Source organism: Streptomyces malaysiensis subsp. malaysiensis, assembly GCF_040653035.1.
GTDB lineage: Bacteria > Actinomycetota > Actinomycetes > Streptomycetales > Streptomycetaceae > Streptomyces > Streptomyces malaysiensis.
In genome coordinates this window covers 350379-374600 of sequence record NZ_JBEZNG010000005.1, presented here as the reverse complement: position 1 = coordinate 374600, position 24222 = coordinate 350379, and the positions used below count along the sequence as shown (strand labels likewise).

Here is a 24222-nt window from a genome sequence, read left to right as displayed (position 1 = left end):
TGTTGGCGCCATGAGCAAGGTACGCAGCGGCGGCGAAGCCGTACGTACTGCTGGGGACGCTCGCCGAGCTGGGCGGCGGGCCGCGGTCGGTGGCGTCATAGTGCCGTGCCGCGTCGGCCTGGACGCGCTCGCCGTCCCGTCTCGGTCCGGTGCTGCACCGCCCGCGACGAGGTCGCCGCGGGCAGGACCAGCGGGCTGTTCACCCGGGCCGAGGTCCGCGACGCCATCGGCGTCGCGGGGCTGTTGAAGGTCGGCACCCCACGAACCGCTCATGGATCTCGCCGCGCAGGACGACGCAGGGTTCGACCGCCGCATGGTCGCCGACTCGCCCGGCCGTGTCCAGCGGTACACCGGCGGGCAGTTCGCCGCCTACGGCCTCGCTCCTGAGGAAGCCGCGGCGATGCGCGGCACCTTCGTCGACTGGCGGCAGCGACTGCTCTGGATCGCGGTGTGCCATCGCGGTGTGCCATCGCGACGGCCGCGTCCGCCGAGTCGTGACTTGCACCGGGGCCAGTGCGGGTATCCGGTTCGGTGGGTATGGGTGTCGGCTCAGTCGGTCTTGACCGGGGTCAGGCTGAATCCGTCGTGGGGCTTGCCCGCGAAGAGGTCGGCCAGCCCGCCGCTGAGCGCGTATGTCGTCCCGTCCGGTCCCGCGGTCACGTCGCTGGTGACGGGATCCTCGACGGTGTCCGTGACCTTCACCGTGGCCTTCTTCCAGCCGTCACGGGGCTCCACACGCTGGATCGGGGCCGGCTTGCCGGTCAGCAGACCGCTGCTGACCGCCGCTATCGAGCCGTCCTTCAGGAGCCGCATGCCGGCCGTGGGGGAGCCGAGCGGCGCGGAGAGCTTCACCTCCTGCGCCTTTTCGGGGTGTTTGACGGGCACCCGTACCAGGGAGCCGTCGGCCATGGCGATGATCAGCTGGTTGCCCTCCACCCACTCCACCGCTGACATCCCCACACCGTTCAGGAGGTCGGGGATGTCGAGCGTGCCCTTGAGCAGGTTGTTCCGCAGGAATACCGAGGCGTGGCCCGTGCGGTCGATGCGGAACACCGTGGGGGTCAACTCGTCGACGGCGTACGCGGTGCCGTCGGGCGCCACCGTCACATCGGAGATCAGGTGCTGCTTGCCGTCCAGGGTGAGCGCGGTCAGATCGACGCACCAGTCCTGCTTCCCGCTCTTCAGGTCGTAGCTGCCCACCCCGGCGACGCGGAAGGGGGCGTCCTTCCTGGAACGGTCGGCAGTGCCGTAGTCCACATTGCTGACCAGGATGCGGTCCCGTTCACGGTCGACGAGGACGGCCTGCGCGGACACCAGTTCCGGGTCGTCGATGAAGGTGCGCACCTTTCCGTCGGGGCGGACGGCGGAGACCGTGCCGTGCTTCAGCGAGCCGGCGAAGAACGTGTTCGACCGCGCGTCGAAGTCCAGCGAGTGCGGGAACACGTTCGGGCCGTCGGCCTTGATGACGCTGGGCGCCTTCTGCTCGGCATGCTCGGTCGGGGTCCGCTCGGAGCCGGATGTGGAGCCGGATCCGGCAGCGGAACCGTTCGCGGCCAACGCCGTGCCGGTGGCCACGACGGCGACGAGTGCCGCGCCCGCGATGGCGATCTTCAGCTTCGTCTTCTTCATTGTTGTCCTCGTTCCTCGGGAGGGTTGGGGCCGGGGTGTACCGCGGTGAACTGTGTGGGGGTCACTCGGTGATGTCGCGTCCGAGCAGCGCGGCCAGCCGGTCGAGCGCGGGGGCGTCGTCCGGAGCGGCCCTGGACGGCGCGAACGGAGTGCCCGGTCCGGACGGCATCCGTACCGTGAGGCCGCGGGCGAACTCGGTCTCCCGCTCGACCGTGGCCTCGTCGAACAGGGCCTTCTGGCCGATGGCCCGGGCCAGATCCCAGCCGTGCACCAGGTGCTCGATGGTCTGTAGACGCAGCGCCACGGCGCCGGGCACCTCACCGATCGGGGCCCGCACCGTGCGCTCCAGCGCTCCCGGCTCATCGAAGGCGGCCACCAGGGCGGCGGCCGATGTCCGGAACGCCTTCTTGAGCGCTCCCGGAGCGGGGCCGAGCGCCGGGAGGGGGCGCCGCGCCCCCATCACGACGGCGGACGTGTGCTGTCCCGCCAGCAGATGGTCGACCATCTGCCGGACGTTCCAGTCGGTGCAGGGCGATCGGACTGTGGCTTTACGGCGGCCGTCGACCGGACGGCCAGGCGGCCACAAGGCCGGACGACCGGACGACCGGACGGTCAGGCGGCCACACGGCCACACGGCCACACGGCCGGATCAGGGGTGTACGGAAGGAAGGACCTGTGCGGGGGTACCGGTGGCGGCGGGCCGGGCGGGGGCCGACATGTCCGCGGCGGGCTGGAGGGTCTGGGTGAGCAATCGCAGTGCCGCCTGGGCGGCGGAGCCGGGCGCCGCCGTCGTCACCATCAGCCGGATCCCCTCCCCCCGGGGCACCGGGAGCGAGTGCTGCAACACGTCCAGCTCCCCGACCGTCGGATGGCGCATCCGGTACTCGTTCATGCCCCAGGCGCGCACCCGGTGCTGAGCCCACAGCGTGGCGAACTGCGGGCTGCGCATGGTCAGCTCGCCGACGAGGGAGGCCAGATGCGGGTCGTCCGGATACTTGCCGACCGCCTGCCGCAGCTTGCCCACCACGTCCCGTGCCTTCCTGGGCCAGTCCACGTACAGGTCCCGCGTGTGGGCGTCCAGGAATACCATCCGGGCGGTGTTGGGTCGCGTGGCCGCTTGATCCGGGCTGTCCGGGGCCAGATGCCCGGCGAACAACGCATGCCCGGTGCGGTTCCACGCCAGGATGTCCGAACGCCGCCCGAGGACGACCACGGGTGAGTCCCCGAAGGCATCCATCAGCTGGCGCACCGCCGCGGTGACACGCTCGGCGGGGAGCCGGCGGCGGCTCTGCCTGGCATCGCCGGACAAGGTGTGCAGGTGGCGCCGCTCCGCGTCATCCAGCCGCAGAGCCGTGGCCAGCGCGTCGAGGACCTGCGGCGAGGCGTTGAGCGACAGCCCCTGTTCCAGCCGGATGTAGTAGGCCACGCTGACACCGGCCAACTGGGCCAGTTCCTCACGCCGCAGCCCCGGCACCCGCCGCCGGTCGCCGTAGTCCGGCAACCCCACGTCCGCCGGTTTCAGCTGAGCCCGGCGCCGGGACAGGAACTCACCGAGGAGGGATTTGCCGTGCGCTGTCTCGTCCATGCGACCGAGTATGGACAGGCTCTCTCCATCCAGCCTGCCCCTGCGAGTAGCAGGCGCGAAGCCGCCGAGCACGTGGCGCCCGGGACCTCACGGGAATCGCCGTGGCGCGTGCCGCCGGAGCGAGACGGCGCCGGCCCTCGCCCACGGCGGGACCGTGCCCGCCGTCGGCACGGTGCGGTGAGCACTGTGCATCGTGAAGTCGCAGGTCACGGGGGAGCTGGAACGCATAGCCGCCGTCGTGCCCGCCCAGGACGGTCTCGCCGTCGATCCGATCGATCCGATCGATCCGCCACTTCATGCGCCGCCCGACGACGGCTGGAGGATCGGATCGAGGCCAACGTATGTTGGACGGATGGAGATGTCGGGATATCGCACCGGCATCCCTTGAGAGCAGGTCCGAAGGTGCCTCCCCCGACCGATCAACCCATAGCAATCGAGGAGGCCCCTTGTGAGCCCCGGCCTCAAACCCGAGGATATCGATCTCCGTCTGGTCCGCTATGTGACCGTGCTCGCGGAAGAGCTGCACTTCGGGCATGCCGCGGACCGTCTGCACATCGCCCAGCAGACCCTGTCCGCGCAGATCAGCCGACTGGAACAGCGGCTGGGCACGGCGCTCTTCGTGCGTGATCGCCGGCATGTGGCACTGACCGACGCCGGTGCGGTGTTCGTGGCCGGAGGGCGGAGGTTGCTGGACTCCTCCGCGACATTGCTCATGGAGGTGTGTGCGTCGGGCCGCCCCATCCGGCTGGACGTCATCACCGAGGGGCTGACGACCGGCCTGATCGCGCAGCATGTGCGCACCCGTCTTCCGGAGATCACTCTGGAGGTCGTCCAGCGGCAGGGGCTGGTCGGCTCGTTGGAGCATGTGAGCCGGGGGGAGATCGATCTTGCCTTCGGCCGGGTGACCGGGGTGCCTCCCATCTGGAAGGGGACCTTCCGCTGTCTGCTGGTCAGGCTCGAACCGATGGGGGTCGTCCTCCCCGAGCACCATGTCCTCGCCGCGGGGGATGTCGTGCGGCTCGGCCAGTTGCGGGACTTCCCGGTCCTTCTGCACACCGCCGTCGAGGCCAGGGACTGGGAGGGCTGGAACACCGCTCTGGTCGAGCACTTCGGTCTCACCGTGGGGCGGCGCCTGCACGGCCATGGGCGCGCGGCGGCGAATGCGGCGGCGCTCGCCTATGGCATGCCGACGCTCGCGCCCGTGCGTGCCCCGCTGCCCGAGGGTCTCCTCGTACGCGAGCTGCACGATCCCATACCGCTGTGTCCCATGTGGCTGGTGTGGCGGGACACGGACCGTTCGGTCAGGGCGCCGAAGCGTGCCGCTGACATCGACGCGGTCATCGAGGAGGTCGACCGTCTCGCACGGGACCAGGGCTGGCGCGACCTCCCGAGCCAGCCCTGGTGGCTTCCCGAGACGGACCGTGCCGAGCTCGGAGACCTCCTCAGCCCCCGGTGACGCGGGTCTCCAGGCGGCCCACCCCGACGACCTCGACGACGACCTCGTCGCCGGGTTCGAGATAGCGGCCCTGGTGGGCGGCGGCGGTTCCGGCGGGAGTACCGCTCAGTAGCAAGTCCCCCGGGTGGAGCGGGGCGAGCTTGCTCAGCGCCGAGATCTGCTCCGCGAGGGAGAAGATCATCTGGTTGGTGTTGCTGTTCTGCCGCACCTCCCCGTTGACCGAGAGGCGGATGGGGAGGTCGTGGGGCGTCGGCACCAACGACGCCGGGACCACCGCCGGGCCCAGCGGCTTCAGACCTCGCCAGCCTTTCTGCAAGAGCCAGTGGATCCCGAACGGCGGCGCGCTCAACGCCTCGTCGTCGCGGCAGGACAGGTCGTTGGCGACGGTGTACCCCGCGACGTAGTCCAGGGCCTCCTCCACGCTGACCGAATCGGCCCGCCTGCCGATCACAGCGGCCAGCTCCGCCTCCCAGTCCAGGCGCCGCATGCCCGGCGGGCGGGGGCTCTCGCCACGGTGCCCGCTCAGCGCCGCCCCCGGCACCAGGAAGTGGAAGGGGCGAGCGGTTGCCGGGTCGGGCGGAACCGCCCCCATCTCCGCCACATGGTCGCGGTAGTTGGCGCCCGCGCAGTAGACGGTGGGCCGGTATGCGGTCGGGGGAAGGAACGTCACCTCCGATGCGGCCCGCCATGGGCGGCCCGCATCGTCCGGAGGGTACGTCCGCAGCGCCCGGAGCACGGTGTCGACCCATGCGTCCCACTGGTCCAGCAGGGCGTCGAAGGTGTCCGGGACGGGGGCGGGCCGCTCCTCTTCGGACACCAGATCATGCAGCGGCAGTACGCGGTCGCCGGCCATGACGGAGAGGACCGTGCCATCGCCGCCGTCCTCGTCCAGGACGGTGGCGAAACCGAAGGTGGTCACCGAAAGCCTCCTCGTGAGTCGTTCAGGTCGGCCGGGTCAGCCCTGGAGGATTTCCATCGGGCGCTGGGCGATCTTCAGGATCTCCGCCCGGCTCAGATCGGTCTGCCCGGTCAGGTCGAGGCGCTCGTCCTTGAACCGGTAGGCGTAGCCGTCCTCCGGCAGGTAGCAGATCTCCCACCAGTTCCGGTCCCGGTCCTGGATGTAGAAGGAGTAGACGCCGTGCTGGTCCACCGGCTCGGTCACATCCAGGATGTTGTACTCCTCGCGGATCTCGAGGATCTCGCGGTGCGCCTCGTCCACTTCCCGCTTGCTGGCCACGTCGATGCCGTTGTGGTGCAGCAGCGGCATCGACGGGCGGTCGGGGTTGCTCTCGAGGCAGACGTAGACATGGTTCCCGCCGAGCCTGATGAAGAGCCCGATCAGCGTCTGCTGGACGACCTCGAGGCCGAGGACTTCCTCGTAGAAGCGGCGTGATTCCTGGATGTTGTCCACTTCGAGGGTGCCGTGGGACAGGAAACGGGACTTGATCAGGGGCTCGCGGGTGGAGCGTTGGGTGATGCCGGGCATGGCGAAGCCTCCGGGTGGTGTCGGATCGGGGGGTGTGCGCGGGGTGTGGGGGGTGTGGGGCGGGGTCAGGACGCGAGGGAGGACGGAAGGCCCTCGTCGAGGCCCGTGCCGCGGTAGTCGGCCAGCCGGTGCGCCATGTTGAACAGCAGCACTCCGGTCGGGCCGCCGGTGTCGTTCCGGTAGATCCCGACGAACCGCCGGGTCTTTGGATCGCCTTCGACGATCTCCAGGGTGTCGTCCGGGCCGGGGTGACCGACCACCTGGACGCGTGAGTCGTAGAGGTTGGACCAGAACATCGTCGTCGTGTCGTACGCGGGAGCCGATACGCCGTCGAGCAGCGTGCCGGCGGCGGTGTCCGCCTGGCGCAGGGCGTTCTCCCAGTGCTCGATGCGGACCGGGCGGCCGAGACGCGGATGGTCCCAGCAGGCGATGTCGCCGGCCGCGACGATCCCGGGAGCGCCGTACGCGGCGAGATTGCCCCGGCAGCGGACGCCGTTGTCGAGGAGCACCCCGGAGCCGGTGAGCCAGTCGGCCGCGGGCTCGACGCCGATGCCCACCACCACGACGTCGGCCGGGACCAGGCCGCCATCCGACAGCCGCACCCCGGTGACACGGCCGTCTCCCTCCACACCCGTGACGCCGCACCCCATGCGCAACCGGGTGCCGTGGTCGGTGTGCAGGCCGGCCAGGACCTGCCCGGTCCGCAGCCCCAGCGCCCGCGCTCCGGGCACCGGCAGGGGGTCGATAAGGGTGGTGTCCAGGCCGAGACCGCGGGCCGTGGCCGCCACCTCCTGCCCGATGAAGCCGCCGCCGATGATCGCGACCCGCGGAGCGCCCGTACGGAGGTCGGCGCGGAGCGCGTCGGCGTCGGCGACGGTGCGCAGGGTGTGCACCCCTGCCAGGTCGCATCCCGGCAGCCGGCGGGCCCTGGTGCCGCAGGCGATCAGCAGGCCGTCGTACGGCTGCGGGTACGGGGGGCCGTCGTCCTCCCGCAGCCACACCTGCCGTGCGGCGGTGTCGAGTTGAACGGCACGGGTGGACAGGCGGAGGTCCGCGTCGAGGTCCTGCCGCGGCAACACCAGGTCGGACGCCTGCCGGTCGCCGGTGAGGTAGCTCTTGGACAACGCGGGGCGCTGGTAGGCCGTGACGGCCTCCTCCCCGACCAGCGTGAGCGCGCCGTCATAGCCGCGTCGGCGCAGGGACTCGGCGGCGCGGAGGCCGGCGATCGAGGCCCCGACGATGGTGATGCGCCGCGGAGTTCGGTGCGCCACGGCTCAGTCCTGGATCTTGATCGCTGCCACCGGGCAGAAGCCGACCGCCTGCTCGATCCGGGCACGCAGCTCCTCCGGGGGGTTGGCCTCCAGGAGGGAGACGATCCCTTCCTCGTCGAGCGTGAAGACCTGCGGCGACAACCCGGTGCACATGGCCGCACCGATACAGACATCGGTGTTGACGGTGATCTTCATGGCAGAACTCTCCAGAATGCGGGAGGGGGAGCCCTCTCGGGGCGGTCCGTCGACCGCCGAGGACGGTGACCATTCCACGCTCCGCACCTCGTCCCGGTCCAACAGTTCCCACCGGGGGTTTGACAGGCCCGCTCTGTTACAGCGGGGTCCGCGGGGGCCGATGGACGCGGTGGCATGGCAGGCCGTACTGCCGCGGGGGTTCCAGCAGCCTCACCCGCCCCACGCATAAGGCCCAGGTCAGCGACCTGGGCCTTATCTGTTGTCCGGCTCTCCCCATGCTCCCGTGCCCGATGGGTTCCGGGCCGCCTTACGGTGTGCCCGTACCCGTCAGAAGTCGTACGGCTTCGTGGTGCTCCAGTTCAGCACGTCGGCCTCGTTCCAGCTGAACTGCGGCTTCTCGCCCTTCATGACGACCGAGTAGTAGGGGCCCTCGTGGCCGTCCGCGCCGCGCAGCGCGAGGGCGAGCCCCTCCGCCTTCTGGTTGTCCGACCCGTAGTCGAAGAGGTTTACCGCGCTGTATACCTTGCCGCCCGGCTGGAGGGTGATGTGCTTGTCGCCGCCCGGGTTGTCCTTCTTCGAGTGCGGCAGTGCGGCGCCGTCGGCGTCACCGAGCTTCACGGCCGGGTAGGAGGTGACCCAGCATGGCTTGGTGCCCTCGTTCGACGCGGTGACCAGCAGGTGGTCGCCCTGCTGCCCGGCGAACCGGTGCACCGCGGTGACCAGCATCTCGTCGCCGCGGCACTGCTGGGCACCGGCCGCTGTGGACTTGTTCGCGACCTCGTCCGTCCCGCCCGAGGCGGTCGCCGAGCGCGCGCCCTCCTTGGTGTCACCGCCGCTGTTGGCCTGCTGCGCGCCGCCCTTGCCGTCCCCGTCGGAAGCGGACCGGCTCTGCGCGGAACCGGCGGCGTTGTCGCCGCCCGCCGCCTTCGAGTCGCCGTCGGCGCCGCCGCAGGCGGTCAGGCCCAGCGCCAGCGCGGCGGTGACGGCGGCCAGGGCGACGGTACGAATCCGGGAAGTACGCATGCTCGGGTTCCCCCTGCGTTTAGTGCGGGAGTTTTCCTTGGTCGTTCCCGCGGTGTGGACACCACTTTTCCCGGGGCCACTGACGTTCCGAAAACGCCGCGCTAACGTCCCGCGAGCGAACCGCGTGCGAACTGAGGCCGGGCCGTAAGCGGTGGGACTTCAGAGGGGTGGATCGTCCGGCAGGACGCGGAACGCCTTGTGATGGCCCAGACGCCAAGGCCCTGGAAACTCAGCGAGCCCACCCCGCAAGCGGAGTGGGCTCGTCTCTTGAGCGCTGGGCAAGCCTTGCACCTGCATCTCCCCGCAGGAAGCGGGGCGTCTTTCCTTGGACCACCAACGCGCGGCCGACTGCCCGGAGTTCGGGCGCTTTCGACAAGATCGAGTGTAGCGCACGGACGCACCAGCCTGACGCAGCAGCCGCCTCTCACGGGGAGGTACGGGGAGGTTCGGGTGGGGCGGTCGTAGGACGCGGGGCGGGACGTCCGTGGGGTGGGCGCCGTGTGGTCAGGCTCGGACGAATGCCAGCAGGTCGGCGTTGAACTTGTCCGCGAATGGGGCGACCATCGCGAGGCCGTGGGGGGCGCCCGGGTAGACCTTGTAGTCGACGTCCTTGACGATGGCCGATGACTTGTTGCCCGCGGCCACGATCGGGACGATCTGGTCGTCGTCGCCGTGCACGATCAGAGTGGGTACGTCGAAACCTCGCAGGTCTTCCGTGAGGTCGGTTTCCGAGAATGCCTTGACGCAGTCGTACGCGCCCTTGATTCCCACCTGCATCGACCACATCCAGAATGCGTCGCGGATGCCCTTGGAGACCTGCGACGCGGGGCGGTTGGCGCCGTAGAAGCTGGCGCTGAGGTCCTCGTAGAACTGGGAGCGGTCGGTCAGGATGCCTTTGCGGATGTCGTCGAAAACCTCGATCGGCAGTCCTTCCGGATTCGCGTCCGTCTTCACCATCAGCGGGGCGATGGCGCTGAGGAGAACGGCCTTGGCGACCCGATCGGTGCCGTACCGCCCGATGTAGCGCGCCACCTCGCCACCGCCGGTGGAGTGCCCGACCAGGATGACGTCGCGCAGGTCGAGCGTTTCGATGAGCTGCGCCAGGTCGTCGGCGTAGGTGTCCAGGTCGTTGCCCTCCCACGGCTGGCTCGAGCGGCCGCCGCCGCGACGGTCGTGGGCGATCGCGCGGTATCCGTTGTCCGCGACGAGCTGGAGTTGCGGGTCCCAGGCGTCGGCGGTGAGCGGCCAGCCGTGGCTGAAGACGACCGGCCGGCCCGAGCCCCAGTCCTTGTAGAAGATCTGGGTACCGTCCTTGGCGATGACGAAAGGCATGATGCGATTCCTTTCGGGCTTGTGCGTGCGCCTTTATGGGGCACCTCACCCGTATACGGCATTCCTCGTGTCCCTTTTTCCACGGGACTGAAACACCTGACCTCGGCGCGGCACGGTTCGACGGCGTCAGGCGCGGCCGTCGCGTCAGGCGCGGCAGTCGCGGCCGGGGCGGCAGCCGCAAGCGTCGCTTTCCTGCCGGTCGGCGGGAATCGCGGTGGCCGGGGCCGCGCAGCAGCCCTTGCCCTGCCAGGCGTCGCGGCCCTCTTTCACGGCGATCGTGGCGATGACCAGGGCGGCCACGGGGTCGGCCCAGGACCAGCCGAGGGTGGCGTTGAGGACCAGCCCGGCCAGGAGCACGGCGGACAGGTAGGTGCACAGGAGCGTCTGCTTGGAGTCGGCGACCGCGGAGGCGGAGCCGAGTTCCCGTCCGGCACGGCGCTGGGCGGCGGACAGGAACGGCATCACCGCGAGGGAGAGGGCGGCGAGGACGATGCCCGGGATGGAACGTTCGGGCTCGCCGGTGCCGGTCAGCGCGCGGATGGCGTCGATGGTGACGTACGCGGCGAGGGCGAAGAAAGACACCGCGATGATCCGCAGGGTGGTCTTCTCCCGGGCCTCGCGTACGGCGTGGTCGGCCGCCGAGAACTGCCAGGCGACCGCGGCGGCCGAGGAGACCTCGATGACCGAGTCCAGGCCGAAGCCGATCAGGGCGGTGGAGGAGGCGAGGGTGCCGGCGGTGAGGGCGACGACCGCCTCGATGACGTTGTACGTGATGGTCGCGGCGACCAGGAGCCTTACCCGGCGAGTGAGCGCGTCCCGCCGGGCCGGGGAGAGCCCGAAGGGTCTGTGGGTTGCGTGGCCTCCGTGACCTCCGTGGGCTGAGTGGTCTCCGCGGGTCGTGTGGTCTCCATGGGTCGTGTGGCCTCCGCAGGCTGCGTGCCCTCCAGGGGTTGCGTGGCCTCCGCGAGTCGTGTGGTCTCCGCAGGGTGCGTGGCCTCCGCGAGTTCCGTCGGCCATCGGTGTCTCGGCGGCCATCAGCAGCAGCCCTTTTCCTCGGCGGCCGGGCAGGTGCGGTCGGTCTCGACGGCCACCACGGCGGTACGCAGGTCGTCCAGCGCGTGGCCGAGGCGTTCGTCGGCCAGTTCGTAGCGGGTGCGGCGGCCGTCGGGGATCGCGACGACGAGGCCGCAGTCGCGCAGACACGCCAGGTGGTTCGACAGCCGGGTGCGGGAGATGCCCAGCGCGTCGGCGAGGTCGGCGGGGTAGGCGGGGGCGTCGCGCAGGGCGAGCAGGATGCGGCAGCGGATCGGGTCGGCGAGCGCGCGGCCGAATCGGGCCAGCACCTCGATGTCGGATGCAACAGTCAGCACGCTCTGAGAGTACATGGATTCCTGAATTCAGGAAGCCCTGAATTGTTGTGGACGTTGCTCTCGGGACGGGATCCCGATCCCGGCCCGAGAGCAACAGCAGGCACCGCAGGCTCAGGCCGTAGACGGCTGGGGCGTCTGCCCGGGTGCGGTGAGCCGTCCGGCGCGGGCGAGTACGGCGACGGCCGCGGCGCAGCCGACGCCGGTCGCCGCCAGGGTGAGCCACACCAGCCAGGCCGCGCCGTGGGCGTGGGCGTAGTCCCACAGCGCCCCGCACGCCAGGTTCCCCAGCGTGATGCCCAGGCCGGAGACGGTGTTGTAGAGGCCGTAGTGGGTCGCGATCAGCTTCTGTCCGGACAGGGCGACGACGGTGTCCATCTCGAAGGGGTAGACCACCGCCCCGGCGGCGGCCAGCAGCGTGACCGCGGCGACCAGCGCTCCCAGGACCGCCGGGGCGGACGACGAGGGGGCCAGGGCGAGGGGAAGGAAGGCGGCGCCCATCGCGCAGAGCCCGACAACAAGAGCCTGCTGGGAGGTGAAGCGGCGCTTGGCCCAGCCGGTCAGCCGCAGTTGCCCGGCCACCGCGACACCGGCGGAGATGACGAACAGGCCGCTGGTGGCCTTCGTACCGTCCGCGCCCAGCGCCGCGTCGGCGGCGAGGGGCAGGGCGAGGTAGACCTGGAAGGTCAGCACGTACGAGCCGATCATCGCCGCCGAGAACAGCAGGAACGGGCGGTTCGCCGCCACCTGGCGCCACTGCGCCCACACCCCGGCAGCGGCGCGCCCATCCTTATGGCCTTCGTCGGCGCCCGCACCGTCTTCGGTGGTTTCCGCACGGTCTTCGGCGTCCGCGCCGTACCGCCGGGGCAGGGCGCGGGCCTGCATCACGCTCAGGGCGGCGAAGATCGCCGCCGACACCGTGCACACCAGCCGGAAGTCGGCCGCCAGCAGCGCCAGCCCCACCAGCGGGCCGAGCAGCATCCCTGCCTGGTAGTACACGTTGAACGTCGCGAACGCGTCCACCCGGCGCTCACCGGCCTCGACGGCGAGATAGGCGCGTACGGCCGGGTTGAACAGGGCACCGGCGAACCCGGTCGCCGCGGACGCCACGAGCAGCGCGGGCAGCGAGTCGACCCAGCCCAGCAGGGCGAACCCCAGGGTGCGCAGTACGCACCCGGCCATGATCGGTGCCTTGTAGCCCAGCCGGTCGGCGATCGTGCCGCCGATGAGGAACATGCCCTGCTGGGAGAGGTTGCGCACGCCCAGCACCAACCCGACCGTCCATGCGGCCAGGCCCAGCTCACCCGACAGGTGGGCGGCCAGGTAGGGCATGAGCATGTAGAAGGCCAGGTTGATGGCGAACTGGTTGACCATCAGCAGCCGTACGGGTGCGGGAAACGACCGGGTCTGCGCGAGCAGGGTCTTCACCGGGCCACCCCCGCCATGCCGCGGCTGCCGTCTCCTGACGCGGTACCGCGGCTGCCGTCTCCCGGCCCTGTGCCGCGGCTCCCGTCTCCTGACGCCGAGACACAGTTGCCGTCTCCTGACGCGGTACCACGGCTGCCGTCCGCCGTCGCTGTGCCACGGCTGCCGTCTGCCGACGCCGAGCCACCGTCGCGGTCTCCTGACGCTGTGCCACAGTTGCCGTCCCCCGCCGCCGAGCCGCGGCCATCGCCCTCCGCCGCCAGGCCACCGCCCCCGCCACCGCCACCGTCCCCCGCCCCCGGCGCGGGACGCTCCACCCTTTCGCAGCGCGTCCAGCGCGTGACAACCGTTTCGGTGCAACGGGTGATCTCCTGCGGGTCCTCCGCCGGTACATGTCCCAGCAGCCGGTGCTTTCGGCACCAGTCGTCGTCGAACACGGTCCCGACATAACGGTGGGGGCCGTCGGGGAACACGGCCACGATCCGCTGCTCGGCCGGGGACGTCCGCGCGACCCACCGGGCGACGAGGGCGACCGCGCCCACGCTCCACCCGCCGGTGGCGTAGCGGGTGCGCGCCAGGGCGCGCGCGGCCCACACCGCCTCGGGGGCGGCAACCCAGTGGACCTCGTCGAACAGTTCGTAGGCGACATTGCCCGGGTAGATGCTCGACCCCAGCCCCCGCATCAGGCGGGTGCCGGCCGGCTGTCCGAAGATCGTCGATGCGCAGGTGTCCACCCCCACCACCCGCAGGGCCGGGAAGAAGGAGCGCAGCACCCGGCCGATGCCCGCGGAGTGCCCGCCGGTGCCCACCGAGACGACCAGGGTGTCGACGCGGCCCAACTGGGCGACCAGTTCGTAGGCCAGCGGCCGGTAGGCGGCCACGTTGTCGGGGTTGTGGTACTGGTCCGGGCACCAGGCGTCCGGATGCGCGGCCAGCAGCTCCGCCACGCGCTCGCGCCGGGCCTGCTGCCAGCCGCCCACCGGATGCGGCGCGGTCACGGTGTGCACCTCGGCGCCGTAGGCCCGCAGCAGCCCGGCGACCTGGGGCTCCATCCCCGGGTCGGTGACCACCGACACCGGATGCCCGAAGGCCACGCCCGCCAGCGCAAGGCCCAGGCCCAGGGTGCCGGAGGTGGACTCCACGATCCGCGCCCCGGGCAGCAACTGACCGCGCGCACGGGCCGCGCGCACCATGTACAGCGCGGTACGGTCCTTGATCCCACCGGGGTTGTGGCCCTCCAGCTTGGCCCAGAAACCCCGGTCGGCAACGGTGAACGGCTGCCCCACCCACAGCACCGGGGTATCGCCCACCAGCCCCGCGGGGGTGGGCGCCGATCGCGCACCGGCGGCCAGCAACTGAGCCGGGGAGGAAGGAACAGAATCAACGGAATCGATGACAGAAGCCTGATGGTTCATCATGGCGGCTCTCCCACCGCCCTCGGACACGGCAGCAGCCGATGCCCCGGAGCGGTGTACGGGTCGGGTGACGGACGGAACATGGCCGAAGACCGCACCGGCCCCCGCGCGGCGCACTCCACGAGAAACCCTCGCGCAGTGCCCTCCGCCAAGGAACCGGGCGGCAGGCCCCGTCAGGTCCGCCACACCTGCAACACCGCCCGCGCCCGACCCGCACCGGATCCCACGGCAACCCCGTACGGCGGACCGCGCACCGGCGCCACCCGCTCACCCACCGCACTCACCAGCGCGGCGGACTGCGCCAGCGGGACCTGGCCCGACGTCATCTGACCCACCGCCGGCTCATCCACCCCCACACACGCCCGCGCCCCACCGTGATGCCGCTCGCAGGCCCCGTGGCCGGCGGCCAGTTGAGGGGCACCGGGCGACGGACGCGAGCCGCTGACCGCCTGGACTGCCCGCACTGTCTGGACTGGCAGGACCACGTGCATCGTCTGCATCGCCTGCGCCAGCTGCACCGCCCGCACCGGCAGGGCATCCACCCGTCCCGCACCTGACGGCAACGGGCCATGGGCGCAGCCCACCAGGTGCACCAAGACCGCAAGCACCATCGACCAGGGCCAGGCCGGCGCCCGTCGTCGAGGTACCGCAGCGATCAGCACTGGCTCAACGTAACCGAAGCACTACGTAAAGTTCTCGTCAGGGAGCCGGTCGGCGCAGCCACCGCGAAACGTGTGGACCAGGGCGGATGGATCAGCCGAGGGTGTCCGTGACACCACCCGTGACACCACCCGTCGCGCCGCCCGCCAGGTCACCATCCGGCCTGCGGACCGGGTGCGACGGCGCAAACCGCTCCCCCCACTTACGCAGGTCGACAAGGACCGGGAACAGGGCGCGGCCCGCCTCGGTCAGCACGTACTCGTAGCGCTCCGGACGGTCCTGGTACTTGCGGCGTTCCACGACGCCGACCTCCTCCAGCTTGCGCAGCCGTGCGGCCAGCATCTGGCGTGGCGCCCCGGTCCGGGTGCGGATCTGGTCGAAGCGATGCACCTCGAAGCCGATTTCCCGCACCACCAGCAGTGACCAGCGGTCGCCGATCAGCTCAAGGGCGTCGGCGATCGAGCAGATCCGGGTCCCGTCAGCCGCGAACGTATCGAGGTCGAGGTCTGTCATCGCCGCTCCTTGCCCCTCCTTCTGGCCGTTTCCCCCTCCAAGTGTAGTCGGTTTGATTTTTAGACCCACTATGTAACACTGACGAAAGTAGTAAGTCTAAAAATCGAACCCACTTCGGAGATGTCATGAGCAACACGCAGGCCACCACCCCGCGGACCGCAACCCCGCCGATCACGGCCCCGCTGAAGGACGCCATCGCCGTCGTGACCGGTGGCGGCCGCGGCATCGGGGCGGCCATCAGCCATGCCCTGTCCGCGAGCGGCGCCCATGTCGTTCTGGTCGGACGCGACAAGGCCGTCCTCGAACGGCACGCCGCCGAGCTGTCAGGCCCGGCGACGGTCCTCCCCGCCGACCTCGCCGCGCCGGATGCCGCCGAGCGGCTGGTCGCCCAGGTCGTCGACCGACTCGGCGGCGCAGACATCCTGGTCAACAACGCCGGTGCGGCGGCCGGCGGACCCAGCGACGCGGTGAGCGCCGAGGACCTCGACAGCGTGCACGCGCTGAACGTCCGGGCCCCGCTGCTGCTGGCCGGACGTTTCGCACGGGTGATCGCCGAGCGGGGCGGCGGAGCGATCGTCAACGTCTCCTCGGCGCTGGCCGAGCGGGGCACGCCGCAGAACATGGTCTACGCCGCGTCCAAGGGTGCGCTCGAAGCCGCCACCCGGGCCCTGGCCGCGGAGTGGGGCCCTCGCGCGGTACGGGTGAACGCGGTACGGCCGGCCGTCACCCGCTCCGATATGTCGACGGTCATCACCGACAACGACGACATCGTCAGGACGTATCTGACCTCCGTTCCGCTGGGCCGGATCGGCGAGGCGGAGGAGGTCGCGAGCCTGGTCCACTTCCTCGTGTCCCCGGCCGGCGGCTATGTCACCGGCCAGGTCATCGGCGTCGACGGCGGCTGGGGAAGCACCGCCCGTTCGATCTTCGCGAGCTGAGCGGACGACGAGGCCGATACGCCCGGAAGGCGCACCGCCCCCGACGCCCCCCACGGTGCGGGGTCACGCCCCGATCGAGTCGACTCCGGCGGCGGCGAGTCGGTCGACCAGAGCGGCGAAAGCCGTCTCGTCGATGCCGGTTTCGGTGAGCGGGGTGAGCGGAAAGGCGCTCAGGCCCGGTGAACATGGGCATCTGCCGGATGGCGGTACAGGCGGTACAGGCGCGGTACAGGGCCTCTAGAGAGGGTTCTCCCGCAGCCAGGTCAGTACCTGTTCCGCGTGTTCGCTCGGCGGGAAGATCGGATAGAAGACGTGCTCGATCACGCCATCGCGGATGATCAACGTCAGCCGTTTGTAGAGCGTCGCCCCGCCCGCCTCGAACGTGGGCAGACCGAGCGCCCGCGCCAGGCTCCGCGTGGGGTCGGAGAGCATCTCGAACGGCAGGCGGAGCCGCTCGACGACTTCGCGCTGATAGTCGGTTTCCTGGCTGGACAGGCCGAACACCCGGACCGCGCCGGCCGCGAGCAGCTCCTGATAGTGGTCACGGAAGCCGCACGCCTCGGGGGTACAGCCGCGCGCCCCGGGGATCGCGTCCCAGCCTTCCGGCAGGTCGGTGCCCGGGCGGCCGGTGAGCGGGTAGATGTAGATCACCGTCCGGCCCGAGCCGAGTGCGGCGGGGCCGTCGGGTGCGCCGAGTGCGTCTGGGGCGTCAAGTGCGTCGAGGCGGACCGTCGTATCGCCGGTGCTGTGCAGCGCCAGGGGCGGCGCCGGGGTCCCGGGCAGATGGGCGGCCGCACCGTCGTCCTCGGGCACGGGCAGATCGGCCGGAAGGTTCACGAAATCGGTCATCGGGGCCTCTCCTTCGTCGGTCTCTGGGACACGGCTGTTGCGGTGGGCGGCCTGCCGCAGATGCGTGATCAGTGCCGCCCGGCGCGCGGTGAGTCCCGCGATGCGCCGGGAGAGCTCGTCGATCGCCGCCCGGTACTCGGCCAGTGAGGCCGGGCAGTCATCGGCGTGCTCATGACCGACCGCGAGGCAGTCGAGGAACGGCCGGGTGCGCTCCACGGGGAGCCCGAGCCTGGCCAGCGCCCGGATCTCCCGTACGAGCCGTACGTCGTGCTCGTCGTAGTCCCGATAGCTGTTGGCCAGCCGCTCGGGCGTCAGCAGCCCCAGCGATTCGTAGTAGCGCACCGCTTTGGTCGTCACGCCCGCCCGGCGGGCCAGCTCACCGATCCGCATGTCTCTCACCTCGGAGAACGCTAAACCTTGCCCTTGAGGGTAAGGTCAAGGCGATCCTCCACCGCAGGCTCGGCGCCGCAGATCGAGGCACGGGCGCGGGCCCCCTCACCGCTCGTCGGGCGTCGCCTCGGGAATGCGCTTCCGGTAGTGGACGCGGTCGTACTGGCCGTCCCGGCGGCGCTCGGTCACCTCGTAGCCGTACCGCGGGTAGATCTCCTGGTTCTCCCACATCAGGGCGTTGGTGTAGAGCCGGATCTCCGGCAGGCCGAGGGCGCGTGCGTGGGTGTCGGCGAAGGCGAGCAGGCGTTTGCCCATGCCCTGGCGGTGGGCGTCCGGGTGTACGGCGATGCTCTCCAGGACGAGGTGGTCGGGCTCGGGCACCAGGACCAGCACGCCCATGACCGGGTCGCCGGTGACGAAGACGCGGCCCGCCGCGATGTCGGTCGTGTGGTCCGCGTCCATGGGTGCCGGGCGGATACCGATCCGGGCGACGTAGGGGCGGTATGCCGCGTCGGTGACGGCCTCTATGGCGTCGATGTCGGCTGCGGTCGCGGGGCGGATGGGGTGGTCCATGGCCCATAGTTTGGCGCATACGGGCGTCGGCTGCGATCAGCCAGATATGGCGCCGGTCGCCTGGCAGTGCTTGTTTGCGCTGGTCAGCGGCGCGACCAGCGGGTCGGCCGCAGTCGTCAGGCGGGCTGGCCGCGGGGGCCGCGGCGGGTTTGGGCCAGCCACTCCGGGGCCGGCTCGGTGGCGCCGTACGCGTCGTGCCAGTTCCACCATTCGTACGGCGGGGTCTGCGGGTAGCCCTCGGGCGAGTCCTCCCATGTCTCCTGCCGGCCGAGCGCGGTCATGTCGAGGTAGCTCCAGGTGCTGCCCAGCGCCTCGTCGCCGCGGGCGTTGATGAAGTAGGTGCGGAACACGCGGTCGCCTTCGCGGATGAACGCGTTCGTGCCGTGCCACTCGTCCACGCCGAAGTCGGCGTCGAAGTCGTCGGTGATCGTGTACCAGGGCATCGTCCAGCCCATCCGCGCCTTCACCCGCTCGATCTCCGGCTGCGGTGCGCGGGAGGCGAAGACGAGGGTGGTGTCGCGGACGTTGAGATGCGCGAGGTCGCCCACGTGGTCGGCGACCATGGAGCAGCCGCGGCAGGCGTGGTCGGGCCAGCCGTAGACGACGGGCTCGAAGAAGGCGCGGTAGACGATCAGCTGACGACGCCCCTCGAAGAGGTCGAGCAGACTCACCCTCCCCTCGGGCCCCTCGAACCCGTACTCCTTCTCCACCGCGAGCCACGGCATCCGCCTGCGCTTGGCGGCCAGGGCGTCACGGGCGCGGGTCAGCCGCTTCTCTTCCTCGAGCAGCTGCTGGCGCGCGGTCTCCCACTCCTGCGGCGAAACGATCGGAGGTGTCTTCATCGTGACGTTCACCTTCCAGTCCGGGCCACGTTCACCACCCCCGCCATCCAGGGTCGGCCGTCACCGGCGGGGGCGCACGCCGGTACGCCAGGAATCGAATGCGCGATCCCGGCGGAGCCGGAGCCGTCGATGGCCGGCCGCGGCCCGCATTGATCCGGAAGAGATCCGAAAACTTCCGAAGACAGCGCCCCGAAAAGGATCTCCAATCCCGGGAACCCATCGATCAATTCCGGATTCGATCAACAAGAAGAGCCCATGAACAGCAACTATGCACCCCCAATACCTCTCCAACCACAGCGAAGTTTCCGTAATCCTTGCGGAAACTGTTGACACCCGACGAGGCCGGTCCAACACTGTCCGCACCGACAGACCCTCAGCCACAGCCAAGGAGGAGGAAGTATGCATCGGGACGAAACCCCCGCACGCCCGATCAGCCGCAGGAACTTACTCGGCCGTGCCGGCGCCCTGACGCTGGTCACATCCGGACTGACGCTGCCCGGCATCGGAACCGCCAGCGCCGACACGACCATCACCACGAATCAAACCGGCACCGATAACGGCTTCTACTATTCGTTCTGGACCGACGGCGGTGGGTCGGTCTCCATGACCCTGTCCTCAGGCGGCAGTTACCGGACGTCGTGGACCAACTGCGGGAATTTCGTGTGCGGTAAGGGCTGGAGCAACGGCGGCCGCAGGAACGTGCAGTACTCGGGCAGCTTCAATCCGTCCGGCAACGGATATCTCGCCCTCTACGGGTGGACCTCGAACCCGCTCGTCGAGTACTACATCGTCGACAACTGGGGCAACTACCGGCCCACGGGGACCTACAAGGGCGCGGTCACCAGCGACGGCGGCACGTACGACATCTACCAGACCACGCGGTACAACGCCCCCTCGGTCGAAGGGGTCAAGACGTTCAACCAGTACTGGAGCGTCCGGCAGTCGAAGAAAACGGGCGGAACCATCACCACGGGCAATCACTTCGACGCATGGGGCCGTTCGGGAATGGGCCTGGGCACCTTCAAGTACTACATGATCCTCGCGACCGAGGGATATCAGAGCAGCGGGAATTCGAATCTCACCGTGAGCGGATGAGCCATTCGCTCACCCCGTCCGTCGCGTCCCACCCCTGTCACCACCACAGAGCCCCAGGCCGACCGCCTGGGGCTTCTCTCTTGCCCGACCCCCACGCCTCCCGTGCCCGTCGCCGCGCGGGCCCCGCATGTTTTCCGCAAGGGGTCGGCAAGCCTTCTGTCCGCCGGGCCGGGCAGAGGACCGACGCGAGACCCACGAGGGTCCACGTCCGAAATCCGCATGAGAGATCAACGGGGGGACGCCATGTCGGCGTTGAGCACGACCGCAGAGTCTTCGTCGGACGAGCACCGCCAGTGGCTCACACTGGTGGAACGCAAGAAGGTACTGGCCATTGTCCACACCACCGCCTACGCCAAACGACTGCTCGATGTCCTGTCGCTCCTGGAGGCGGACTTCCGGCTCCAGGTGGTGTTCACCACGCCGCCCCACGTCTTCGGGGACGAAGTTCCGCGATTCCTCCAGCGGTTGGGAAGCCCCATACTGTCCTGGGCAGAGGCCACCCGTATGACGTTCGACCTCGCCGTGGCGGCGGGGCCGCGTGGGGTGGAGCAGGTGCAAGCGCCCCTGATCACGTTGCCGCACGGCGCCAACTACCTCAAACGGCTGCCCGGAGCGTCGGACCCGGGTGTGGCCGGGCTGCGCAGGCGGGACCTCTTACCCGGCGGCAAGCCGCCGGCCGCCGTGGTCGTACCGCACCACGCCGATCTGCGGGAGCTGGCCCGTCATTGCCCTGAGGCGCTTCAACTGGCGCATGTGGTCGGGGATCCCGCGCACGACCGGATCACCGCGAGCCTGCCGCGGCGCGCCGCGTACCGCCGTGCCCTGGGGCTCGCCGAGGGGGAGCGTCTGGTTCTCGCCGTCTCCACGTGGGGTCCTCACTCGTTCTTCGGCCGTTTCGAGATGTTGCTGCCGCGCATGGTCGGGGAGCTGCCCTCCGGGCGGTACCGTACGGCCGTCCTCGTCCACCCCAACGTGTGGTCGGGCCATGGCCCGTGGCAGGTCAAGGCGTGGCTGGCGTGGTGCGACCGGCTGGGGGTCAGTGTGGTGCCGCCGGAGGCGGACTGGCGCAGCGTCCTGGTCGCCGCCGACTACATCGTCGGCGACCATGGCTCGGTCACCCTCTACGGCACGCTCACCGGAGTGCCGATCCTCTTGACCGGGTCCCCGGAGCCGGAAATCAATCCGAGCTCTCCGGCCGCCACGCTCGCCGTCACCGCGCCGGCGCTGTCCCCGGCCCATCCCCTCCCCGAGCAACTCGACTACGCCGCGGCCGAATACCGCCCGGAGGAGTACGCCGCGATCGCCGCGCGCATCACCTCCGAGCCCGGCCGCTTCCACCGCAATATGCGGCGGCTGATGTACCGGCTGATGGGGTTGGGCCAGCCCGCCCACGAGCCGCGGGCGCTACCGCTGCCCGAACCGCCGACGCTGCGCACGTGGTTGTCCGATCGTGGGGAGGCATCGGCATGAGGGCCCCGGCCGGATGTTTCGTCACCGTGGAGTGGTGGGAGGGGGCTCCGCCGGAGCCGGTGCCGTCCCCGTCCCTGTGCCTCTGGACGGGCCGGGTGGCGGGCGGAGGCGTGCTGCTGGCCCGTACCGGTCTCGCGGGCACCCGCCGGGCGCCCGTCGTCCTCGACGAGCACCTGACGGTGGACGCCGACGCCTGCGCCGACGCGCGCGGGCTGGACTGCGCCGACGTCCTGCGTGGAAGCCGCCCGCGGCCGGCCGCCGAGGCGGTGCGGTGGCTGGCGGAGATCGGCCCCGCCGGGCCGGGGTGCCGCTTGGCCGCCGTACCGCTGATCGGTGGCGGCTGGGTGGCGCGCGGCGGTACGGACCCGGGCGTGGTGGCCCTGCCGTGCCGGGTGCCACCGGAGCAATGGCTCTTCGTGTCCTGCTTGCACGCATGGCTGGTGGCCGGGCTCCCGCTGAGCGGAATGCTGGAGGCACACCCGCGGGTCACGTACCGCCCGGCGCTTCCCTGAGCCGACGCGCGTCGGAGGGGCTGGTGACCTCGAACAGCGCGAGCGCCCGGGCGCGGAAGGTCCGTGCCGCCGCTTCTTCTCCGCGTTCCCGGGCGCTGTCTCCGAGCATTTCGAGGGCACGGGCCTGCCAGTGGGCGGCCCCGGACGAGGTGAACACCGAGAGCGCCTCGTCCATCGCCGCCACCCCCACCTGGTGCTCACCGGCACGCGCACGGGCACGCCCCAGGAAGACCAGGGCCCGCGCCGCGTCATGGGGGTCGTTGACGGCCAGCAGACCGGCGCGCGCCCGCGTGAAGTACTCGACGGCCCGGCCGGTGTCGTCCTCGGCGAGTGCGATCTCACCGAGGACGATCCTGGCCAGGGCCACACCGCGTGGGTAGCCGCAGGCTTCCCATAAGGCGATGGCCTGGTGGAGGTAGTCCACGGCACGCGCCGTCCGCCCGGCCTCGCGGTGGCAGCCGCCGAGGCCCAGCAGCGCCTGCCCCTCGTCCCGTACATCGCCCCCCTCGCGCGCCGCCCGGCGGGACTGCTCGTACCACTCGGCCGCGTCGTCGACGCGGCCGGCGGCGCTCAGGCCGATGGCACCGGAGTTGAGCATCTGGCGCTCGGCCTCGGCGTTGCCGTCTCTTCGGGCCGCCGCCAGGCCGATCTCGTGGGCCTCGATCCACAGGTCGTAGTAGCGCAGCCGAAGGAAGAGCGGCCACATGGCGTCCACGAGCTGCCAGGTCATGGCATGCCATTCGGATGCCGCGGCGGCCCGGATCACCGCCATGAGGTTCATCCGGTGGGCGTCGAGCCAGGCGAGCGCGCCCGGGTCGTCGGTGAAGGGGGTGGGTGGCCCGGCGGAGTGGACCACGTCCCTGTCGAGGGTGAGCTGCGCGGGTGTGATCAGCTTCTCCGCCTCGGTGGCCGTCTCCAGATACCAGTCGCAGACCCGCCGCAGTGCCTCCGCACGGGCCGTGGCGCTCTCCTCCTCGGCCGCTCGGCCGTGGGCGTGGACCCGCACCAGGTCGTGGAAGCGGCAGATGCCCGGGCCGATGTCCTCCATCAGATTGGCCTCGACGAGCTCGTCCAGCCGGGATTCCGCCCACTCCAGGGAGGCGGCGCAGGCCGCGGCGGCGCTTCGCGCGTCGAAGGTCCGCATGGGCAGTGGGCCGAGCCTGCGGTACAGGAGGGCGGCCTCCTCGGTCAGTACGGCATAGGAGGCGTCCAGCGCGTTGCTCACCGTGGTTTCCCCTTCCACATGCAGCGCGGCCAGACGCTCCGTGTCCCGGGTCAGGGCGTCGGCCAGAGTCTTCAGGGACTGTCGTGGTCTCGATGCCAGGCGCGCGGAGGCGAGGCAGACGGCAAGGGGCAGTCCGGCGCACAGCGCGACGACCTGGCGAGCCGCCTGCGGCTCGTTCGCAACGCGGTCGTCGCCGATCGCACGGCTGAGCAGCTCGGCTCCGGCGGCCGGTTCCAGCGCCTCCAACTGGTGCATCGCCGCTCCGTCCATGCGGAGACCGGTCAGCCTGCGGCGGCTGGTGACCACGGTGAGGCCGCCGGGACCCGCGTGCAGCAGCGGGCGCACCTGGGCGGCGGTGAACGCGTTGTCCAGCACCACCGCGATCCGGGCATCAGCGGTCCATGACCGCCACAGCGACGCCTTTTCGGCCATATCGGCGGGCACCGAGCCGGCGCCCAGCGCCCGCAGGAACTGGCTCAGAATCTCGCCGGGGCTCGCGGGGCCCTCGGCCGAGTGCCCCCGCAGGTCGGCGTAAAGCTGTCCGTCGGGGAACTCGGGGGCGAGCGGCTGAAGCCAACTGCACACCAATGTCGTCTTGCCGATTCCGGCCGGGCCGCTGACCACGATCAGCGAGCGTGACGTGGTGTCCCGCCCACCGCCGGTCAACAGGCCGTCCAGCGCCGCCAGATCGGCGCCACGGCCGGTGAAGTGGACGGGGACCGGCAGGAGCTGCCGTGGTGGCGGCACCGTGGTGGGCGCCCCGGTGTGCACATGGATGCCGCCGTGCACATCGCGTGCCTGTACCGCGGGACCGTGAATCCGGGCCCGGCCACCGATCAGGTTCTCATGGGCGTCCCCGGGTGCCTGGCCCATCCATCCGCCCCCCGGTCAGTCGGTCACCGTTTGTGTTGATCAGTCCGGTCCTACCCCCAACGGGGCTTCGGCGATGCGCCCGGGAACGTCCGATGACG

24 protein-coding genes and 1 pseudogene are annotated in these 24222 nt (G+C 70.7%); 6 read left to right on the top strand and 19 right to left on the bottom strand.

What is annotated here, in order from left to right; genetic code table 11:
• Window positions 1-549 precede the first annotated feature (549 nt).
• The 3 genes from AB0E24_RS13575 to AB0E24_RS13565 form a co-directional block, all read right to left on the bottom strand.
• Window positions 550-1629, bottom strand: coding sequence for a hypothetical protein (locus tag AB0E24_RS13575; RefSeq protein ID WP_359376765.1), 1080 nt, complete (start codon window positions 1627-1629; stop codon window positions 550-552).
• A gap of 61 nt (window positions 1630-1690) precedes the next feature.
• Entirely contained in the window at window positions 1691-2263 is a 573-nt protein-coding gene (locus AB0E24_RS13570; RefSeq protein WP_359377036.1) for a TIGR03086 family metal-binding protein, read from the bottom strand.
• A 15-nt stretch (window positions 2264-2278) separates the two neighbouring features.
• Window positions 2279-3214, bottom strand: a complete 936-nt coding sequence (locus tag AB0E24_RS13565) for a helix-turn-helix transcriptional regulator (RefSeq protein WP_359376762.1) — start codon at window positions 3212-3214, stop codon at window positions 2279-2281.
• Between the two features lie 193 nt (window positions 3215-3407).
• Here AB0E24_RS13565 and AB0E24_RS13560 point away from each other — a divergent pair, with 193 nt between their 5' ends.
• Window positions 3408-3602: a hypothetical protein gene (locus AB0E24_RS13560; RefSeq protein WP_187287066.1), complete on the top strand. Its 195-nt coding sequence runs from the start codon at window positions 3408-3410 to the stop codon at window positions 3600-3602.
• Between the two features lie 60 nt (window positions 3603-3662).
• Entirely contained in the window at window positions 3663-4670 is a 1008-nt protein-coding gene (locus AB0E24_RS13555) for a LysR family transcriptional regulator (RefSeq protein ID WP_232638590.1), read from the top strand.
• Here AB0E24_RS13555 and AB0E24_RS13550 read toward each other — a convergent pair.
• From AB0E24_RS13550 to AB0E24_RS13495, 12 genes and pseudogenes are all read right to left on the bottom strand, one after another.
• Complete coding sequence (locus tag AB0E24_RS13550) at window positions 4657-5589, bottom strand: fumarylacetoacetate hydrolase family protein (RefSeq protein ID WP_359376758.1); 933 nt, start codon at window positions 5587-5589, stop codon at window positions 4657-4659. The two genes, AB0E24_RS13555 and AB0E24_RS13550, sit on opposite strands and share 14 nt — an antisense overlap.
• Window positions 5590-5625: 36 nt before the next feature.
• A complete protein-coding gene (locus tag AB0E24_RS13545) occupies window positions 5626-6156 on the bottom strand; it encodes a VOC family protein (RefSeq protein ID WP_093702036.1) in 531 nt (176 codons plus the stop codon).
• Window positions 6157-6221: 65 nt separating this feature from the next.
• On the bottom strand, window positions 6222-7427 hold the full coding sequence (locus AB0E24_RS13540) for an NAD(P)/FAD-dependent oxidoreductase (RefSeq protein ID WP_359376755.1): 1206 nt from the start codon (window positions 7425-7427) through the stop codon (window positions 6222-6224).
• A gap of 3 nt (window positions 7428-7430) precedes the next feature.
• Window positions 7431-7622 (bottom strand): ferredoxin, encoded by a 192-nt coding sequence (locus AB0E24_RS13535; RefSeq protein ID WP_079258369.1) that lies wholly within the window; start codon window positions 7620-7622, stop codon window positions 7431-7433.
• Window positions 7623-7949: 327 nt separating this feature from the next.
• Entirely contained in the window at window positions 7950-8645 is a 696-nt protein-coding gene (locus tag AB0E24_RS13530; RefSeq protein ID WP_359376752.1) for a DUF4232 domain-containing protein, read from the bottom strand.
• A 504-nt stretch (window positions 8646-9149) separates the two neighbouring features.
• On the bottom strand, window positions 9150-9977 hold the full coding sequence (locus tag AB0E24_RS13525; protein ID WP_069860260.1) for an alpha/beta fold hydrolase: 828 nt from the start codon (window positions 9975-9977) through the stop codon (window positions 9150-9152).
• A 144-nt stretch (window positions 9978-10121) separates the two neighbouring features.
• The gene (locus AB0E24_RS13520; RefSeq protein WP_359376749.1) at window positions 10122-11012 is read right to left on the bottom strand and encodes a cation diffusion facilitator family transporter; all 891 of its coding nucleotides are present in this window, start codon (window positions 11010-11012) and stop codon (window positions 10122-10124) included.
• Entirely contained in the window at window positions 11012-11347 is a 336-nt protein-coding gene (locus AB0E24_RS13515; protein ID WP_206332917.1) for an ArsR/SmtB family transcription factor, read from the bottom strand. The genes AB0E24_RS13520 and AB0E24_RS13515 overlap by 1 nt, the downstream gene beginning before the upstream one ends.
• Before the next feature lie 111 nt (window positions 11348-11458).
• On the bottom strand, window positions 11459-12772 hold the full coding sequence (locus tag AB0E24_RS13510; protein ID WP_359376746.1) for an MFS transporter: 1314 nt from the start codon (window positions 12770-12772) through the stop codon (window positions 11459-11461).
• Window positions 12773-13059: 287 nt separating this feature from the next.
• Window positions 13060-14184, bottom strand: a pseudogene (locus AB0E24_RS13505) (PLP-dependent cysteine synthase family protein); the annotation flags it as partial.
• A gap of 173 nt (window positions 14185-14357) precedes the next feature.
• The gene (locus AB0E24_RS13500) at window positions 14358-14519 is read right to left on the bottom strand and encodes a hypothetical protein (protein ID WP_180990680.1); all 162 of its coding nucleotides are present in this window, start codon (window positions 14517-14519) and stop codon (window positions 14358-14360) included.
• 418 nt (window positions 14520-14937) lie between these two features.
• On the bottom strand, window positions 14938-15357 hold the full coding sequence (locus tag AB0E24_RS13495) for a winged helix-turn-helix transcriptional regulator (RefSeq protein ID WP_359376742.1): 420 nt from the start codon (window positions 15355-15357) through the stop codon (window positions 14938-14940).
• A 125-nt stretch (window positions 15358-15482) separates the two neighbouring features.
• Between AB0E24_RS13495 and AB0E24_RS13490 the strand changes: the two genes are divergently transcribed.
• Window positions 15483-16295, top strand: coding sequence for an SDR family NAD(P)-dependent oxidoreductase (locus tag AB0E24_RS13490; protein ID WP_359376739.1), 813 nt, complete (start codon window positions 15483-15485; stop codon window positions 16293-16295).
• Window positions 16296-16532: 237 nt separating this feature from the next.
• On the opposite strand, the gene AB0E24_RS13485 is transcribed toward AB0E24_RS13490, so the two are convergent.
• The 3 genes from AB0E24_RS13485 to AB0E24_RS13475 all read right to left on the bottom strand — a co-directional run bounded on the left by AB0E24_RS13485 (window position 16533) and on the right by AB0E24_RS13475 (window position 18949).
• Window positions 16533-17534, bottom strand: a complete 1002-nt coding sequence (locus AB0E24_RS13485) for a MerR family transcriptional regulator (RefSeq protein WP_359376736.1) — start codon at window positions 17532-17534, stop codon at window positions 16533-16535.
• 105 nt (window positions 17535-17639) lie between these two features.
• Entirely contained in the window at window positions 17640-18107 is a 468-nt protein-coding gene (locus tag AB0E24_RS13480) for a GNAT family N-acetyltransferase (protein ID WP_147967789.1), read from the bottom strand.
• Between the two features lie 116 nt (window positions 18108-18223).
• A complete protein-coding gene (locus tag AB0E24_RS13475) occupies window positions 18224-18949 on the bottom strand; it encodes a DUF899 domain-containing protein (protein ID WP_161370638.1) in 726 nt (241 codons plus the stop codon).
• Window positions 18950-19348: 399 nt separating this feature from the next.
• On the opposite strand from AB0E24_RS13475, the gene xynA reads away from it, so the two are divergent.
• The 3 genes from xynA (at window position 19349) to AB0E24_RS13460 (ending at window position 22026) form a co-directional block, all read left to right on the top strand.
• The gene (xynA, locus tag AB0E24_RS13470; protein WP_069860269.1) at window positions 19349-20044 is read left to right on the top strand and encodes an endo-1,4-beta-xylanase XynA; all 696 of its coding nucleotides are present in this window, start codon (window positions 19349-19351) and stop codon (window positions 20042-20044) included.
• A gap of 243 nt (window positions 20045-20287) precedes the next feature.
• Window positions 20288-21514, top strand: coding sequence for a hypothetical protein (locus AB0E24_RS13465; protein WP_237288299.1), 1227 nt, complete (start codon window positions 20288-20290; stop codon window positions 21512-21514).
• Window positions 21511-22026 (top strand): hypothetical protein, encoded by a 516-nt coding sequence (locus AB0E24_RS13460; RefSeq protein WP_359376733.1) that lies wholly within the window; start codon window positions 21511-21513, stop codon window positions 22024-22026. Before AB0E24_RS13465 ends, AB0E24_RS13460 begins: the two co-directional genes overlap by 4 nt.
• Here the strand turns inward: AB0E24_RS13460 and AB0E24_RS13455 are convergent.
• Window positions 22001-24124, bottom strand: coding sequence for a tetratricopeptide repeat protein (locus tag AB0E24_RS13455; RefSeq protein WP_359376731.1), 2124 nt, complete (start codon window positions 24122-24124; stop codon window positions 22001-22003). The genes AB0E24_RS13460 and AB0E24_RS13455 overlap by 26 nt on opposite strands.
• Between the last annotated feature and the right edge of the window lie 98 nt (window positions 24125-24222).

Coding starts and splice junctions, on each gene's coding strand:
- AB0E24_RS13485 (WP_359376736.1), bottom strand. CDS start 17,534: ATGCGGATCGGTGAGCTGGCCCGCCGGGCGGGCGTGACGACCAAAGCG.
- xynA (WP_069860269.1), top strand. CDS start 19,349: ATGCATCGGGACGAAACCCCCGCACGCCCGATCAGCCGCAGGAACTTA.
- AB0E24_RS13480 (WP_147967789.1), bottom strand. CDS start 18,107: ATGGACCACCCCATCCGCCCCGCGACCGCAGCCGACATCGACGCCATA.
- AB0E24_RS13525 (WP_069860260.1), bottom strand. CDS start 9,977: ATGCCTTTCGTCATCGCCAAGGACGGTACCCAGATCTTCTACAAGGAC.
- AB0E24_RS13565 (WP_359376762.1), bottom strand. CDS start 3,214: ATGGACGAGACAGCGCACGGCAAATCCCTCCTCGGTGAGTTCCTGTCC.
- AB0E24_RS13460 (WP_359376733.1), top strand. CDS start 21,511: ATGAGGGCCCCGGCCGGATGTTTCGTCACCGTGGAGTGGTGGGAGGGG.
- AB0E24_RS13520 (WP_359376749.1), bottom strand. CDS start 11,012: ATGGCCGCCGAGACACCGATGGCCGACGGAACTCGCGGAGGCCACGCA.
- AB0E24_RS13490 (WP_359376739.1), top strand. CDS start 15,483: ATGAGCAACACGCAGGCCACCACCCCGCGGACCGCAACCCCGCCGATC.
- AB0E24_RS13535 (WP_079258369.1), bottom strand. CDS start 7,622: ATGAAGATCACCGTCAACACCGATGTCTGTATCGGTGCGGCCATGTGC.
- AB0E24_RS13575 (WP_359376765.1), bottom strand. CDS start 1,629: ATGAAGAAGACGAAGCTGAAGATCGCCATCGCGGGCGCGGCACTCGTC.
- AB0E24_RS13545 (WP_093702036.1), bottom strand. CDS start 6,156: ATGCCCGGCATCACCCAACGCTCCACCCGCGAGCCCCTGATCAAGTCC.
- AB0E24_RS13530 (WP_359376752.1), bottom strand. CDS start 8,645: ATGCGTACTTCCCGGATTCGTACCGTCGCCCTGGCCGCCGTCACCGCC.
- AB0E24_RS13475 (WP_161370638.1), bottom strand. CDS start 18,949: ATGAAGACACCTCCGATCGTTTCGCCGCAGGAGTGGGAGACCGCGCGC.
- AB0E24_RS13455 (WP_359376731.1), bottom strand. CDS start 24,124: ATGGGCCAGGCACCCGGGGACGCCCATGAGAACCTGATCGGTGGCCGG.
- AB0E24_RS13495 (WP_359376742.1), bottom strand. CDS start 15,357: ATGACAGACCTCGACCTCGATACGTTCGCGGCTGACGGGACCCGGATC.
- AB0E24_RS13465 (WP_237288299.1), top strand. CDS start 20,288: ATGTCGGCGTTGAGCACGACCGCAGAGTCTTCGTCGGACGAGCACCGC.